This is a genomic window from Candidatus Omnitrophota bacterium (assembly GCA_028715415.1).
Lineage (GTDB): Bacteria > Omnitrophota > Gorgyraeia > Gygaellales > Profunditerraquicolaceae > JAQURX01.
Map to the genome: position 1 here is coordinate 96,507 of JAQURX010000005.1, position 17,045 is coordinate 113,551.

The 17,045-nt window shown below is 31.8% G+C and carries 15 protein-coding genes; 1 reads left to right on the top strand and 14 read right to left on the bottom strand.

Going from position 1 to position 17,045, the window contains the following annotated elements; translation table 11 throughout:
- Positions 1-277 precede the first annotated feature (277 nt).
- The 3 genes from PHO70_03340 to PHO70_03350 all read right to left on the bottom strand — a co-directional run bounded on the left by PHO70_03340 (position 278) and on the right by PHO70_03350 (position 2,525).
- Positions 278-934, bottom strand: coding sequence for a hypothetical protein (locus PHO70_03340; protein MDD5432003.1), 657 nt, complete (start codon positions 932-934; stop codon positions 278-280).
- Positions 935-936: 2 nt separating this feature from the next.
- Positions 937-1,779 (bottom strand): PEP-CTERM sorting domain-containing protein, encoded by an 843-nt coding sequence (locus PHO70_03345; GenBank protein ID MDD5432004.1) that lies wholly within the window; start codon positions 1,777-1,779, stop codon positions 937-939.
- 191 nt (positions 1,780-1,970) lie between these two features.
- Complete coding sequence (locus PHO70_03350; GenBank protein ID MDD5432005.1) at positions 1,971-2,525, bottom strand: ORF6N domain-containing protein; 555 nt, start codon at positions 2,523-2,525, stop codon at positions 1,971-1,973.
- Between the two features lie 184 nt (positions 2,526-2,709).
- Between PHO70_03350 and PHO70_03355 the strand changes: the two genes are divergently transcribed.
- Entirely contained in the window at positions 2,710-4,386 is a 1,677-nt protein-coding gene (locus PHO70_03355) for a hypothetical protein (protein ID MDD5432006.1), read from the top strand.
- A 49-nt stretch (positions 4,387-4,435) separates the two neighbouring features.
- Here PHO70_03355 and PHO70_03360 read toward each other — a convergent pair whose 3' ends face one another.
- From PHO70_03360 to PHO70_03410, 11 genes are all read right to left on the bottom strand, one after another.
- Positions 4,436-5,185 (bottom strand): WecB/TagA/CpsF family glycosyltransferase, encoded by a 750-nt coding sequence (locus tag PHO70_03360; GenBank protein ID MDD5432007.1) that lies wholly within the window; start codon positions 5,183-5,185, stop codon positions 4,436-4,438.
- Entirely contained in the window at positions 5,185-5,913 is a 729-nt protein-coding gene (locus tag PHO70_03365; GenBank protein ID MDD5432008.1) for a WecB/TagA/CpsF family glycosyltransferase, read from the bottom strand. The genes PHO70_03360 and PHO70_03365 overlap by 1 nt, the downstream gene beginning before the upstream one ends.
- 1 nt (position 5,914) lies before the next feature.
- On the bottom strand, positions 5,915-7,027 hold the full coding sequence (locus PHO70_03370; GenBank protein MDD5432009.1) for an acyltransferase: 1,113 nt from the start codon (positions 7,025-7,027) through the stop codon (positions 5,915-5,917).
- 2 nt (positions 7,028-7,029) lie between these two features.
- The gene (locus PHO70_03375; protein MDD5432010.1) at positions 7,030-8,244 is read right to left on the bottom strand and encodes a glycosyltransferase family 4 protein; all 1,215 of its coding nucleotides are present in this window, start codon (positions 8,242-8,244) and stop codon (positions 7,030-7,032) included.
- On the bottom strand, positions 8,222-9,373 hold the full coding sequence (locus PHO70_03380; GenBank protein MDD5432011.1) for a glycosyltransferase family 4 protein: 1,152 nt from the start codon (positions 9,371-9,373) through the stop codon (positions 8,222-8,224). The genes PHO70_03375 and PHO70_03380 overlap by 23 nt, the downstream gene beginning before the upstream one ends.
- On the bottom strand, positions 9,370-10,458 hold the full coding sequence (locus PHO70_03385) for a glycosyltransferase family 4 protein (protein ID MDD5432012.1): 1,089 nt from the start codon (positions 10,456-10,458) through the stop codon (positions 9,370-9,372). Before PHO70_03385 ends, PHO70_03380 begins: the two co-directional genes overlap by 4 nt.
- The gene (locus PHO70_03390; GenBank protein MDD5432013.1) at positions 10,455-11,711 is read right to left on the bottom strand and encodes a Coenzyme F420 hydrogenase/dehydrogenase, beta subunit C-terminal domain; all 1,257 of its coding nucleotides are present in this window, start codon (positions 11,709-11,711) and stop codon (positions 10,455-10,457) included. Before PHO70_03390 ends, PHO70_03385 begins: the two co-directional genes overlap by 4 nt.
- On the bottom strand, positions 11,708-12,976 hold the full coding sequence (locus PHO70_03395; protein MDD5432014.1) for a polysaccharide pyruvyl transferase family protein: 1,269 nt from the start codon (positions 12,974-12,976) through the stop codon (positions 11,708-11,710). The genes PHO70_03390 and PHO70_03395 overlap by 4 nt, the downstream gene beginning before the upstream one ends.
- Positions 12,976-14,397: an O-antigen ligase family protein gene (locus tag PHO70_03400; protein MDD5432015.1), complete on the bottom strand. Its 1,422-nt coding sequence runs from the start codon at positions 14,395-14,397 to the stop codon at positions 12,976-12,978. The genes PHO70_03395 and PHO70_03400 overlap by 1 nt, the downstream gene beginning before the upstream one ends.
- Entirely contained in the window at positions 14,390-15,829 is a 1,440-nt protein-coding gene (locus PHO70_03405; GenBank protein MDD5432016.1) for an MOP flippase family protein, read from the bottom strand. Before PHO70_03405 ends, PHO70_03400 begins: the two co-directional genes overlap by 8 nt.
- Before the next feature lie 158 nt (positions 15,830-15,987).
- Positions 15,988-17,028: an acyltransferase gene (locus PHO70_03410; GenBank protein ID MDD5432017.1), complete on the bottom strand. Its 1,041-nt coding sequence runs from the start codon at positions 17,026-17,028 to the stop codon at positions 15,988-15,990.
- Positions 17,029-17,045 lie beyond the last annotated feature (17 nt).

The following is a 17,045-nucleotide window of genomic DNA, read 5'->3' on the forward strand; positions in this document are numbered from 1 at the left end:
GGAACCTCTTTGTTTCGGGTTATCAATTTAGAATTACGAAAATCCCGGAAGGATATTTCAACTTTATTATACTAAATCTGACGTACCTGTCAACACTTTTTTAATCTATTTATAAACGAATTTATAAATCAAATTAGGAAGGAATATCCCTCGCTGTCATTCCCGCAGAAGCGGGAATCTACGCTATATAGTGGATCCCTGCTTTCGCAGGGATGACAACTTCTACAGGGATGACAACTTCTACAGGGATGACAACTCCTGCAGGGATGACAAATAGTTAAACCTTCTTTTTTAACCTCACCCCAATCGCCAGCGCCCCGCTTCCTAACAAAAATAACGCACTGCTTATCGGCTCAGGCGTAGCTTTAACAGATAAATATGCAGATGGAGGATATTCTAACGATCTAAATGCTACAAAAGGCTGCCCAGGAGCAAGAATATCCTGCTCCTCTTTCCTTATATTAAAACCAACATAACTTTTACCAGAGCTAATTAAATCATGAACAACAGAAGTAACATCATAATTAAGCGTAGATTGATCATTGAATGTAATTGAACCAATGATGTTGCCGCGGGCGTAATCATCAAAGTCTAAGTATCCATCGCCAGCATAAGAATAGATACCTAACGTGTATGGAAAAGGCCCAAGGCACTCTTCAACCGTTAAATTCAGGCTTGCAGCAATAAATGAATTTTCAATACTTGAAAGAGGAAATTCAAAAAGCGCTCGTGAAGCAGAACCATTCATATTCATTGCCTGCGGATAACCAGTTGAATTTATATAATCCCCTTGCCCGTCAAACAGATTTGGATATTTACCATCAAAAACAGTTCCATCAACCACTGGCGAAACATCAAAAGCCTGTGCATGCAATATAGGTAAAAATATTAAACTACAAAATAATACTGCTATATTTAGAATTCTTGAATTCATATTTATCCTTGTTTTCTTTTTCGTAATTTACGCGCTGCAAACAATCCGCTTCCCAATAAAAATAACGCACTGCTTACCGGCTCGGGAGTAACTGAAACATTAAAATTATCAAAATAAGCTTTACTTGTTCCACCTTCCAAACCAAAACCTGCGCCGAAAGTTTCTGCGGCAAGTAAAATCTTAAAGTCAGTTATATCCGGATATTGCACCTTAAAATCAGTTACTGTATCTTGGACCAAATCACCTTCTTGATCAACAATAGTATTCCCCGAAAGATCAGTAATCCTCATTGTTAAAGTTCCACTTCCAGAAGCATCATAATCATACCAAATAGTGCCATCCGTTTCACTTCCTAATCTGGGATAAAGATAACCATTTCCGCTTCCACCTTCTAAAATATAATTAGCAAATGTAGTCTGGCCTTTATTTACTTCTGGCCCGGCGCAGAAAATATATGCAGGACTTTCTAAATCACTCGGCCAAAATGCCAGCCCCATCCACAAATCGCTATCTTTGGTTGTCAAGGGGTTAAAATGAAAATCAGTTCTTGCCGAGAAATTATTATCTAATCCAAATGAAGACTGAGACCTTATCAATGACAAAGCAGTCTCGTATGTCTTGCTCCAGCCATTTTCATAGCCCGAAGGATTGACGAATTCAAAATGTCCATTTTGATCAACAGAATACAATCTCTCAGGTGTGCTCCCGCCGTAAAAACCATCCTCCCAAACCGCGGAATTAAAGAGATTATCATTAAAATCATCCGACCAGCCGCTTGTTGCCATTGCCGTTGCAGGTAAAACAAATAAACCGCACAATATTAAACCAAAAACAAATCTTTTCACTGTTCCTCCCTTAGTTGATTGAAAAAGTATTTATAAAGTTTTTTAATAATTCAAAAGTTATTATAAGAATTTACTGCTCAGTGTCAAGAAAATATTTTTTTCTGTCATTCCCGCACCCTTCTGTCATTCCTGCATCCCATCTGTCATTCCCGCGAAAGCGGGAATCCATCTTGAAGTCACAATTTGTGACCTCAAGAATGAAACCCTATCTTAGGCTTCTCTGGTACCGAAGACGTAGTCATAAGCTGCTTGATAACCTCGAGTATCATCTGAACATCTTTCTCGTGTAAGTTATACTTTCTCTCTAGTTCTTCAAGCTTTTGCGCTAATTCTTTGTGTGTCAATAAAAACTCCCGCAGCTTAACAAATGCACGCATAATCGCAATATTAACCTGAATAGCCTTATCTGAATTTAATACAGTAGAAAGCATTGCCACACCCTGCTCAGTAAATACATAAGGAAGATATTTGATATTTCTCCCTCTTGTTATTGTAATAACTTCTTTATCTTCAATATGTTCGTTCAAGGTCGCAATTTGCGACCTTGAAACTCCTACCTCCTCTTTATTCAACTGGAACATAAAATCTGCTGGGAATCTTTTTGCATTTCTTTTTACCTGCTCATTAAGTCTTTTTACCGACACCCCATACAACTCCGCCAAGTCCCTATCCAGCATCACTTTTCTTCCTCGTATAAACAGAATCTTTGTCGCCACCACCTCTGCACTAACTATGTCTTTTGTCATAATAATTCCTCCTTATACACCAATAGACGTAAAAACAACCAAAATCTAACTAACTTTTTTATGAAGGGACTGGTCCCGACTGTCATTCCCGCCCCTTCTGTCATTCCCGCCCCTTCTGTCATTCCCGCGAAAGCGGGAATCTACGCTATTTCATTTTAACCCAATCTATGTTATAATCCTCTCCATGAAACTTAAAACAACCCTACTTCTAACTCTTCTAGCGCTTCTACTCCCAGTCCTCACAACCGCCTCTGATACAGACGAATGGTATCCTTACGTCATTCCTGAAAAATTAGACCAAAACTCACCCCTTAATATAGGTAAGCTCGTCTTAGACGCCCCTGCAGGTAAACATGGCTTTGTTAAGGTAAAAGAAGGACATTTTTATTTTGAAGATGGTACTAGGGCAAAATTTTGGGGGACAAACCTTTGTTTTGATGCAAACTTTCCTACTAAAGAACAAGCAAAAATATTAGCCGACCGCATCGCCTATTTTGGCTTTAATGCTGTGCGCCTGCATCATATGGATTTTTACTTTGAACCTCGGGGGATTTTCGAAGACGTCTGCCCTGCCTTTAAAGACCCACAAATGAAAAAAACAGACGTCTTAAGCAAAAAACAGTTAGAAAAACTTGATTATTTTATTTACCTATTGAAACAACGAGGAATTTACATTGATATGAATTTATTGGTTGCTCGCCACTTTACTGAAGCTGATGGCGTGGTTGATGCGGCAATGTTAGGCATGGCTGCAAAACCATATTCAATGTTTGACAAAAAGTTAATTGAGTTACAGAAAAAATACGCCAAAGATTTACTCACTCACTACAATCCTTACACCAAACTACGCTACTGTGATGATCCTGCAGTTGCGCTTGTGGAGATTATTAATGAAACTACTCTTTCTAAAAAGGATCCAAAAACAATGCCAGATTATTATAAGAATCAACTAACTCAAACAACAGAATCTACAGATAACATTGAAAAGAGATATTACACTGAAATAATGAAATCCTTAAAAAAAGATATCGGAGTAAAATGCCCTATTACTGGATCTCAATATTCCAGCACAAATGCATTAGAACCCTGCGACTTTATTGACAAACACGCATATTGGGATCATCCCAAATTTCCCAACAAACCTTGGGATAAAAATGATTTCCGAATCCATAACAAATCTGCTCTTCTTGATAAAAAACTTGGCATTATTAAACTATTAATTGAGAAATCGCCTTGTAACTTGAAACCTGAAACTTGCAACCGTAAACCCTACACAGTTACTGAATGGAATCATTGCTACCCTAACCAATACGCTTATGAAACACCAATTATCTTAGCATCTGAAGCCCTAAGAAACAATTGGGATGGATTATTTCAATTTAATTTTAGTGGAGGATGGAAACTTGAACCGGATTTTACTAAAATTGAAAGTCATTTCAACACTATTGCTAACCCCCAACAATTAATCCTGAACTCATTAAGCAGTTTAATTTTTCTTAAAAATGAAGAAAATGAAACTTCTCTTAATAATGGAGCATATACTATCAATTCTCCTGATTTAAACGCTATCATCGGCTTTATAAAAGATAAACCTCAAGCACTTGGTCCCTTCACTATAACCACTGATCAAGATGGCGTAGTTGCACTTCTTAAGAATAATAATCAATATATATTATTTGCGATAAGCGAAGTAAAGAATACTGATTCTGGATGGAACAAAGAAGGAAAATTTAACTGGGGCAAACCACCTGTGCTTCTTAAACGAATCAACGTTACAGTTCAATACAACGGTAAAACCATTCCTACAGATTTCTCAAAATCTCCCTATTGCGTAATTCCTACAATAACTGACACACAATAATGTCATTCCCGCGTCCCTTTTGTCATTCCCGCGAAAGCGGGAATCTACGCTATTTCTTCCCAACCTTCTGCTTCAACACCAACCAAAAAAACTGCATATCATCAATTAAATATCGTTTCCAAAGCCTTTTAGGCTCCATAAGAATACGCCAAAACCACTCAAAACCAACTTTCCTCATCCACAAAGGAGCCCTTTTAACAACTCCTGCCTCAAAATCAAAACTCGCTCCTATCCCTATCGACAAAGGAACTTTGTATTCATCTCTATACCTATAAATCCATTTTTCTTGCTTAGGAGTCCCTAAACCTACAAATAAAATATCCGGTTGAACCTCTTTAATCAATTCAATAACTTGCCTATTCTCGACTTCATCTTTTTCAAACCCAAAAGATGGACAATGCGCTCTTACAATATTTATCCCACGGTATCTATTCTTAAAAGCCTTCTCCACGCTTTCAACTGATCCCAGCCTGCCACCTAAAAAGAAAATTCTCAGTCCTTTATCGCTTGCTACTTCGCATAATTTTGGTAAAAGATCTGAACCGGATATCTTCTCTTTTATTCCTTTCCCAAGAAATTTAGATAGCCAAATAATCGGCATTCCGTCAGTCAAAACCAATGCAGCATTATCGTAAACCATTTTTAAATCAGAATCTCTCTGCAACTGCATTAAATGATCAACATTAGGAGTTACAATAAAATGATACTTATCTTTACAAAAAGATAAACTAATACTTTCCTCTATGGCCTCAATAAAAGTAACATTATCTATTTTTGCTCCACAGATATCTATTTTCATTAATTTCTACTAAATTTGTATTTAATAACTAAAATAAATAACTTAAATCCATCAATAATATATCGCTTAAACATCCTTTTAGGTTCAATAATTATGCGCCACAGCCATTCGAGGTGTATCAAACGCATGAATTTGGGAGCACGTGGGATGGTTCCAGACAAAAAATCCAATAATGCACCCACACCTAAACATAATCTAGGATTTAAATGTTCTCTATTTCTTGCAATCCATTTCTCTTGCAATGGTACACCCATAGCAACAAAGAGAACATCTGCTCCAGAAGAATTTATCTTCTCAATAACTTGATTATCATCCTTAAAATATCCTGAATGAGTCCCAACAATGGTAATATTGGGAATTTTCTTACGCATATTGTCTGCTGCTTTTTTTGCAACCCCTTCCTTACCACCAAGGAAGAAAATTTTATATCTAAATTCGGTTAATTTTTCCATTAAAACTGGACAGAAATCTGTTCCATTACAATTATCCAGCATTTTCTTGCCAAAAAACCAAATGATAAGTCGTAAACCTACGCCATCAGGGAGAACCATGTCAGCGTTATTAAGCACATTAATATACTCATTATCTGTAAAAGATTTATAAACACAATCTGAATTCAAAAAGAAAACGGTTGACCTTTTTTTCAGCTTTATGAAATTCATCACCGAATCAATGGCTTCCGAAAAATGTAAAATATTGCAATTTAGCAAAATAAATTTTACCATCATTTTATGTTCGCCATCCTGAAATAAATTTAAAAAACTTTGGAGAGAATTTTTGGATTAAAAATCCAAAAATCAAACAAATAGATATTGTAAAAATTATGTTTAAACAAAACAATAAAAATAAATCTAAACTACAAGTAGGTAAGTATAATCTAAATAAAAGCTTGCGCATTATTGTCATGATTGGTTCATGTGTAGCAAATATAAAAAATGAAAAAAACGAAAGTTTTCTCAATAGGCCAACGTCTTTCAACCCACTATTCATCAAATTCAAGAAAAAAAGAACCCAAATTATAACAAACAAATTATGTAAGATTCGGCTAAAACCAAACTTACCAAAAATTGCTATTAAATGAGCCTCAAACAAAGCAGAAACAACACTTAAAAACAATATCTGTTTCTTAAACCTTAGAATTTTTTTAAAATCGAATTTGCTTATAGTTAAATAACCTCCTACCGCGAAAAAAAATAGTGGCGTAAAATGCCCAAAACCACTAAGAAACAATCTAAAAGGAATAGCCACTCTCGATAACCATAGTATTCCTAGAATAATAAGTGTAATCCTAGAGAAATTCTTTAATAAGTACTGTAGAATAGGAGCAATTAATACACACAAGAATAAATCCCTAAGAAACCAGAATTGGGAAACAAACGGCCATCTAGTAATACCAAGAATAGCATTTATAATAGAAAATATATTTGCATCCGGTAGCTTCCAATGACCTTGAGTAAAAAAATTACTGAGGCATGGTGTTTTATTGCAAAAATAAAGAAAAATAAGGATAATCGAGTTCCAGAATACTAAAGGAACTATAATGGTAGAAACGCGTGATCTAAGCTTTCTAAAATAATCATCTTTTGTTAAATAATTTCTAAAAAAAAGTAACCCTGAAATAATAAAGAAAACTGGAACTGCAGCCCTAACTACAGTATTAGTTATTAACGCAACCAAATATAAAAGCCAATAATCTTGTTGAAACGAATATGTAACATCAGAAAATCTAATTTTAAAATTGTTAGAATGAATTAACACTATACAAATAATAAGTAAAAACTTCAAAACATTTATATTCCATAAATATTCAGTCTCGGGTGAATGATCAAATTTATTTTTCATTCTTAATTATTTAGCTTTTCATATAAGTCATTCAAAACTTTTTCTGGAACAAATTCAGCAATTGAAGACACACAATTCACTTTCGAATACCTTTCTCTATTTATCACTACTTTATTAATACTATTTGTCAATTCTTCAACAGTCCCTGAATAAGCAATCTCTCCTGAGAAACCCGCTGTTATTACTCTCTCGACCTCTCCTACGCAAGTTGAGACTACTGGTAACCCAGAACCTAATGCCTCTAAAACACTAATTGGCATACCTTCAAAGTTACTTGTTAAGACAAAAACATCGGAAGCCCTATAAAAATCCGCAACAATCATTTGCGTCAAATTTCCTAGTAAATAAACACAGTTTCTTAAATTATGCTTATCAACGTAGCACTCTAATTGACCACGTAAATTTCCATCTCCTACTATAATAAGTACTGCATTATCATTTTTTTCTCTAAATTCAAGGAAGGTTTCTACCAATTTCATAGGGGCCTTTTGAAGCTGAAGCCTACCAACAAATAAAACCCAAGGACCATTACTAGTTATAATTTTAAACTCCTTTTCCAAACGGTTCTTTATTAATTCGCTTTTTTCAACGTTCAATGGAAAAAATACTTTACTATCTACCCAAGTAGGAATAAATTTCATTTTATTCTTTAGTTTAGGGTATCGTTTATTATAGAAGTTTAAACTATTTATATTAACTGAAAAAATGAAATTAAACTTATCTAAAATTATACTTTCCAAAAAGTAATAAAGTTTAGGAAAATTACTCCACAAAACCTCACTATTGCCTTTTTTAAGTTGCTTTAACATATCATTATGGATAACAAAAACTTTTTTTGACTTCCATTTCAAAAATAAAATTGCTGGTTCAATTCTATTAAAGAATAATACCGATTTTGGAATAAGCTTTAAATGGAAAAGTAGAAAAAGAGTAAAACGTAATGACAAAGGAACTAATGATTTAATATTTTCGTTTTCTTCAATAAATAATGGATAAAAATAAATACTTTTACCATCAAGCTCAATTTTTTGTAGAATCCTAACTTTTCGTATATTATTATCTGAAGTAACACCAATGTAAAAAAACGTAAAATTCGATGGTGCATATTTTATTATGCCTTTAATAAAAGACTCAACCCCACCAACCTTAGGACCCAAAGGGTCAGCAGGATGAATAACTGTAACAATATTTCTATTATTTAATTGCGGAAATCTCATTAAATATCCTTGGAATTTGAATTTTCCAATTCAAAATATTAAAGTTTTCGTTAACCCTACAAAATCCCTTTTCACCCATAACTTTCCTTAACTCATCGTTCTTTAATATATTTGATAACCTTGAAGAAAACAATTCAACATCTCCAAAAGGCACCAAATATCCGGTTTCATTATCCTTAATAATTTCTGCAGGTCCACCGTTATTAAAAGACACGACAGGCAAAGAATAGCTCATGCCTTCTATAATACAATTTCCAAATGGCTCATTAAAAGAAGTTAACATTAAAACATCAGCTACCAACAAAAACTCTTCAATATTATTAACATGACCGGGCATCATAACATTATCTTGAAGATTAAGATTATCAACAAGTTTTAGAAAGAATTCTCTTAACTCGCCATTTCCAAGGAAAACAAAACAAACATCTTTTCTTTGCAACAAAATCCTTTTCAATATTTCAATTGCTAAATCGTATCTTTTTTCACTTCTAAATGCTGCAATCATCAAAACAATATATTTAAAATTCTCTAAGTTCAATTTTAATTTCAACAAATTCTTTTCTGTTTTATCAAGATTTGTCATTTTTTTAACTTCAATACTATTTTGCAAAATAAATATTCTCTTGTTTCTTGGTAAAGTTTTCGCGGTAAATTCAGAATTAGCTATAAAAAAATCAACGAATAAATGATAAAATATTTTTTTAAGAAACCAAAACTTACTATGTAGAGATGCCCATCTTTCATACCAAATAACTTTTACTCCAAAAATTTTCGAAAACATTGCAGCATAAAAACGTTCTAGCCCAAACTGAACAATTACACAATCAATCTTATAATTTTTTATAATTTCTTTAAATATAAAATAATCTTTTATTAAATTGAATTTATATAACTTTTTAGTAACAAAAGTTATCTTACATTTCTTAAGCTCAGTAACATAAACAGGTTCATTCAAAGAGCCTACATTAATACTGTTTTTGTATACATTGAAACAAGAACGTACATCTTGAACCAGCCAAACAACAGAATAACCCTCCTCCTGCAAAATCTCAGTCAAATGAAAAGAAAGTTTTTCAACAGTTGAAAAAGTATCACTTAAAAAACCAGGTATCAATAAGACATTTTTCATCTCTTAATAATCCCTATCTCTTTATAAAAATTTAGAGTTTTGGTAGCTACTTCAATCCATGACAACTCATTTTTAGTCATATGAAAAGAATTCTTACCCATAAGAAGTCTTTTTTCTTTGTTTTTAATCAAAAAAATCACTTTTTCTGCCAAAGAATTAATATCGCGAGGAGAAATAATAAAACCAGTAACTCCATCTTTAACTACTTCCGGAAGACTCCCTACGCTTGTAGCTATAACAGGTTTTTTAAAAGCGTAAGCAATCGGGACAATTCCACTTTGAGAAGCTTCAATATAAGGCAAAACAACTAAACAGCATTTCTGAAAGAGTTGAGAGACTTTATTATTATCTATATAAGAATTTATTATTTCAAAGCTTGTTCTGTTTACAATTAGCTTTTCATACTCCTTAAGCAATTCTCCTTCACCAGCTATACAAATCTTAATATTTGGAATTTCTTTTTTTATCAACGGTTCTGCTTTAATTAAATATTGGAGCCCTTTGTATTCGAGAATCCTACCAAAAAAAAGAACTGTTGCTTCCTCCTCTTCAATAAGCTGATTATCAATCCTACTAAAAATTGAGAATTCGCCATGCGGAATTACTGCAACTTTTTTTAAATCTGCCTTATATTTACGTATAAACTCATCTTTTATCTTATTTCCATGGACAATAAATCCATCGGCAAACCTAATTATTCTTTCCCTTAAAGGCAAAATAGATGTCATCTTATCTCCTTCATGCGGAGTAACATCATGTATAGTTACAATTAATTTACTTTGTTTATTAAGCAGAGGAAGAAGAAAATTAAACCATACATTTCCACCTTGAACATGAATAATACTGGGTTTCAATTTATTAAGCTTTAAAAAAACACCGCTTATTACAAAGAAATTTATAGGATTACTCATTCTCCGATATTTAAAAGTTTTTAGCTTCAATAAACTGCTAATCTGACTAGAATATTTACACGCTAATCTTTCAGGTACAAACAAGACTATTTCAGTCCCTTCCAAATCAGCTAAAGCATTAGCTAATTCAATAGTATACTCAATATACCAAAAAGCTACCAATGCCACTTTCATGAAAAATCCTCAATTAATCTCAAAAGTTTAAATCTTAACTTAGCTAGTATTCTAAAATATATATTTCCAAAATAATTTAGTAAAAAATACTTGAAAAAAACATTTTTTGACAAAAAATTATTAGACAAAATTAATGAATTATACCCCAAACTTGAATCAATATTTAAGAACTTTTTGTATTCACCTAAGAGAAAGGCTTTGCGCCATCCGTATGCACCAGTTTTGAATTTTACCTTTTCTAACTGAGAACGCAAAACTTCTTTTTTCTCGATATGATTTAAATAAATACACCCATTTTCAACACATTTATCTAACAACTGTGACCCTTTAGACGTTCGGGCGATACCAATTGAAGTACCTTGATTATCTTCGCTAAATCGTGGCAACCAAGCATCTCCTATTGAAATATCACCTTCTCGTCCAAATAAATCATCACAAACAAAACAGTAATCAGAAATAAAATAATAATTAGCAAAATATTTATTCCAATACTCTTTTGAAGGCAAAAATCTATCCTGTCCAGAGCAAGAAATAGACATTCCTCCCGGCCAGCCCCTGCCCCTATAATCTAACTTTTTTACCGATTCTTTTTTGATTTTATATTTATCCAAAATAAAATCGGTTCCTTTAAAATTAGGAACGTTTCCACAAAAAATCGTAATAACGTATTTAATTTTAGTATGTAGTTCGGGCAGAAATTCCATTGCTTTTTTTAGTCCCTTTACGTGACACGGTAAACCTATATAAAGACAATCCTCACTTTTCCTCTTAGCAATCTCTTTAAGAATTACATTTAAAGAGACAGGGCAATATTTTGCGCCCTTATTTTTCATAATATCCTTTACTGTAGTACTTAGCGTGGCTCGATACCGCAATGGATTATCTTCATTTGGAATAACATTAACAACGCTACTTACGATTCCTTGTTCAAGACAAAAACTACTTATAGCTGTAGCTAATCCTCCAGAAGTTGATTCAATCCGTAAATGATAATTTGCTGAGCATCCGTAAAAACAATACTGCATAGAACCAAAAAAATCATTAGGGTTTTCAATTCCTTTTAAGAGCGAATTCTGAGGGCAAATATTTAGACATAGACCACACTCTGAACAAATAGATTCATCAATTTTAGGAAGATTGATTCCCTGCTCAAAATCTTCCTTTATTTGAATAGCATCGAGTGGACACACACTGTAACAAGTACCACAACCAGTACAAATTCTTTTTTTTGTAATCTTATCTAAAATACTCATTTAAAAATTCCCATATTCTCAAAAATATGACTGATATTCTCTAAAGCTCTTCCTTTTTGAGTAGCTGCATTTTTTTTTAAAGAATAAGTAATGTTTTGGTAATCATTTTCAACTTGTTCCACCAAAATTAAAGTTTTTTTCATAACCTCGCTTAAATTATTTTCTCTTATGTTTACAATATATTGAGATAGACCCATTTTATCTCCTATTAACCCCTCAAATTTATCGTTATATGACCAACAAATAACTGGAACTCCCGAACTAATTGCTGCAACTGCGGCATGCATACGAAAAGTAATTAAAAAATGCAACCTTGCAATTATGCCTTTCAAAATTGCTCCATTATAATATTCTGGTAACAACGTAATATCGTTTTTATTTTTAACAGCTTTATAGATTTCTTTACAGACTTCTAGATCATCATTATCTACAGAAGAAATTACATGAGGAATCAATAAAACTTTAAACTTGTAATTCTCAATTAGAATATCAATGACACCAGCAACGGAACGTATATACTCTTTTTTCATATCTGCATTACTAGCATTATCAGGAAACCATTTATATACTATAGCGCTAGGAGACAAACCAATTAACTTGGAGTTTGGTAAAATAACATTCTTAAATAAAACATTTTCCGCTCCCTCAATATCAGGTTCCAATAATAAAGCATTATCGGTTCCCAAAACTAAATTTTTTCTTAAAAACTTGTGTCTAATCATATAGTCGAAACTTCTTTCTTCTCTTAACACAATTACATTTGCTTTAGACAATATAAAACGAGTTAAAAATAAATTGATTCTTCCTTTGATAGGACCGATAGTTTGACCCAGTAGAATAATTTTCTTTTTAGCAATCATTCCACAAAAAAGAGAATAAAGACGCAGATACAAAGATAAAACCGTATAATCTGTACTAATACCATCACCACTTAAATCAACAATAATATCACAATCATTATAAGCGTTTAGTGATTCATGTTTTGATTTCATCTTAACAAAGCGAGAAAATACGAGAAAAACAATATTCCAAATTACGCTTCTAATAAAAACTAACTTATTTTTCTTTTGACCTACCCAATAATCGTTTAAGAAATTTATTTTCTTATTTTTTATAATTTTTTTGCATTCCTCTTTCTTATTTGTAAGCACATTAAGTTCAAAATCACAAAAATTATTCGAAATCCCTTCATAAACTCCAAGTAACATTGCAAACTCGCCGTTATTGAAAATATTACCTGTTCCAGTTATTAGTATTTTCTTCATTATAAATTATTTTTTTTAATCGAGATAAGCTTAAAAACTGCAGCACTAAATAAGCATAAAAACCCAGAAAAAACGAGCGTAAGCCGAAATCCCCACCCTATTAAACCGTGCAACCAACAACACGCTATGCCTATCCCAATCGAACGAGAAAGTAACCATATTGTAGAATCATTACTAAAAGGAAACTTGAAATACGCAAAAATTGTTCTCAAAAGAAAAAGCAAAAACATCAAAAACCCTAATAAACCGGCTTCTGCAGCGTATAGTAAATATATATTGTGAACCGGATCGGGGATCCTAACTGAAACCCTATCTGAAGTAGTATCATACTTGGGTGCCACAAGAACATAATTATTCATCCCTACACCTAAAATTGGATTATGAGCTATAATATTGAAAGCGACAGAATACATTTTTGGCCTAGCAGAAATTGATCCCAAATCGTTATTAAAACGACTAATAATCCTCTTTCCACCTAAAGAAACTGATAAAATAACTGCAAAGAAACAAATCAATAATACAAATTTTGGCAAAGCGATTTTGAAAGAACGTTGTATAATAATTAAAAAAATAAAGTAGAATAAACCAATCGAAGTAAACAAGATACCCGCGCGCGAAACGGTAAGAATTAAAGCAAAGCAACCAAGAATAAAAGAAACAAAAGAAATAACTCTCCATTTTCTTTTTTCGTAAATCATTGAGGCAAAAGCTATAGGAATAACCAAAGAAGAAAACTTTGCAAAACCACTTGAATGACCAAATGTACCTGAGGGTCTAAAAATATCTCCAACTACATCAAAAATGTGTACGCCAGCAGGAATTCTAAAAACCGGATGACCAACTAAGAACTCAATTAAAATAAAACAAGATTGCAATATAAAGGCAATTAATAAGTTTCTTATAACAAATTTTAAATCATTAAATTCATCAAATAAGATTATAGCCAATAAAAATAACCAAATAACTCTAAAAGTATCGATAATTTCAAGCCAAGGCAAAGTCTTATTAACAGCAGGAATCAAAGAAAGTAGTTCAAAAAAGGCAAGACCAAGTAATGGGATGATACCACCAAGCACAGAAGAAGAAAATATTTTCTTCTTCTTATAAAAATTACTTCGCGCCAAAACAAAAAAAGAAACAAATAAAAATAAAAAATCGCTTGTATATATAACTAGCCTGTGTTCAAAAAAATTAATAGGGAATCCTGGATTTATCATTAAATTAAATACAATTAGACCTAGAATCATATTCTTACTATGTTTAAAGAATAAAGCTATAAACAAAGGAATAAACAATATACCCATGAGAACAAATTGAAAATATTTAAAACGATAAAATAAAGCATTAAAAACAATATTACCAACGAACCAAGAAAATATAATAACGATAACGATATTCAAAAAATTATTTTTATTAATCATTTTCGAATGCGATTTGAGGTTTACCTTCAATAAATACTATTTGTTTAAAATATACCAAACTAAAAATATAAACTAACAATCCAAAAACAATTAGAATTACAAGCGTAAAAATGTTACTTTGTTTTAGAAAAAGCAAAACTATGGAAATCGATAAAACCATTACCAAGCTGCTTAAAAAGATTGATTTTAAAGAAGAAAAATACTTTCTCATTTTTAAGTTAATTAAGGGCAATGTAATATAATTAGTATAAAACGACCAAGCAACATTAAACAAAGTCAAAGTAAAAACAATCCAAAATATTCCGTTGGCTAAAGCAACGATAATAGAAGCAGCAGTTAACAAAGCATGTAATAAACCTAGCCTAAAATGGAGGCCTGCTCTACCTTTAGACAATCTAATATTACCGGTTAGTTGTCCTCCTATAGCCTGCGCTAATCCACTAAAACATAACAACTTAACTATAGGAGTGATAGCAATCCATTTATCTCCAAAAACTACTTTCACAAAAACATCTGTTAAAACAAATAATCCAAGCATTACTGGAAAAGCAAGAATTGAAACAGCTTTTAGTAAATGAAGATAACCTAAAATTAACTTTTTTGCATCATTTTGAACCTTTGAAAAAACGGGAAAAATAACTCTGGTAATAACACCAGAAACATTTTGCAAAGGTACTAACATAAGCTTATAGGCTAGCGAATAAAATCCTAAAGGACCATCGCCAAGAAATTTCCCTATTAAGAGGAAATCTAAATTACGAGCAAAATAATTTATTGAGTTAAATCCAACCATAAAAATACTAAATTTAGATATTTCTTTGAGCGCCATCCAAGAAAGAATAGCCCTTGGGCGCCAACTCGTAAGCAACCATAAAGAAAAACAATTTACCAAAGTAAAAACGAGAGATTGAATTACTAGACTCCAAACTCCATAACCTTTAAATGCCAATAATACCGCAAACAAACCAGATATTATTACTGAAACAAGATCGCGAATCATTAAACGTTTAAAATCAAGATTTTTAGTTAATATTGCTTGAGGAACGACCATTAAGGACGAAAACAAAAAATTAAAAGAAATTATTTTTATAATTAATGTTAACTCAGGCTTATTATAAAAAGCTGCTATAAATGGCGAACAAAGAATAAAAAATAAAGTTAATAAAATACCAAAAATAATATTTACCCAAAAAGATGAAGAAAGGTGAATCTCGGTAATTTCTTGTTTTTGAATTAGTGCGCTACTAATTCCAAATTCTGATATTACAGCTGCAAAACCTGTAAATACTGTTGCCATACCTAGCAATCCAAAATCACTTGGTACTAATAATCTTGCTAAAATAGCAGTAATGATTAGCTGAAAACCTTGTTTCGAAACTTGAGAAATACCAGCCCAAGTAATTCCTTGCACCGTTTTTTTTCTAATGCTCATTTTAAAAAAAATGAATTAATTTTGGTAGAGTTTATTCTAAACAAAATAACTTTGTTCTATACAATCTGTTTTAAAGTTTAACTCGTTTATTAATTTAGGATTATTTAAACTATCACAACATCAATATGAAATTTTTATATCTACCTTAACAAGCTTAATTAGATAAAACCAATTTTTTTTAAAATTTGTGAATTATTTCTTAAAATAACCCTAAGAAATTTTATTAATGACCAACTCAAAAAAATAATTATACATACCCTAGCAAATATGATTCCTAAATGAACAATAAAAGAATGATCTATACCTGGAAGAATTTTCTTTACTAAATTCATAAACAATAAATGTGTTAAGAAAATACCGAAAGATATTTGACCTAAATTCGAAACAATATTTTTTCGCATAAATGACTTTCTATAAATAATAAATAATAAAATTATACTATTCGCATATAAAAATGAAGAAATCTTTATCTGAGATAAAGCGATTTGCAACAATTTGAATTTAGAATTAATCAATTCTGCCTCTATGATTGAGCTCAAAAGAGTAATTATTAAAATAGTAAATAAAAAATACCTTAACCGCAAAAAGGGGTGTAGAATTAGTTCATCATTATTTATCCCAATATAAATCCCTAAAGAATAGAAAAATATCCATCCCATGAAAGGAACAGCATAATAAGGAAATGATATTTGAATATTTAGACTAGCTAGAAAATAGATTAAGATTATATAACTTAGGTTAATAAATAATGCTACCTTTAAAAGCAATTTATTATAATAGAGAAAGAAAATTAACCGAGTCAATAAAAACAATTGTATTAATACAGGAATAAAGTATAACTGACCTGAAGCCTTACCAAAGAATATCGAAGAACATATATACTTTAGTGAAATTGTATTCTTTCGAGCAAAGATCAACAAATAGAATGTAGTCCAAATTAAGTACGGAACAAAAACTCCACTTAAGCGTCTCTTTAATAAACTTAATTTAGGAGATATGGATTTTAACGAACTAAATCCCATCCAATACCCAGCCACCCATATAAAACCAGCAACTGCAAAATTAAAGACTTGTCTAAAAGCAATATCAAAATTAGCAAAGACATCAGAATTATTGCTACTATCAAAAGAATGAATACAAACCACAGAGATAATACAAATCCCTTTAAAAAAATCTAATGAAATATCTCTATCTTTCATGTTACGAATTCCTGATT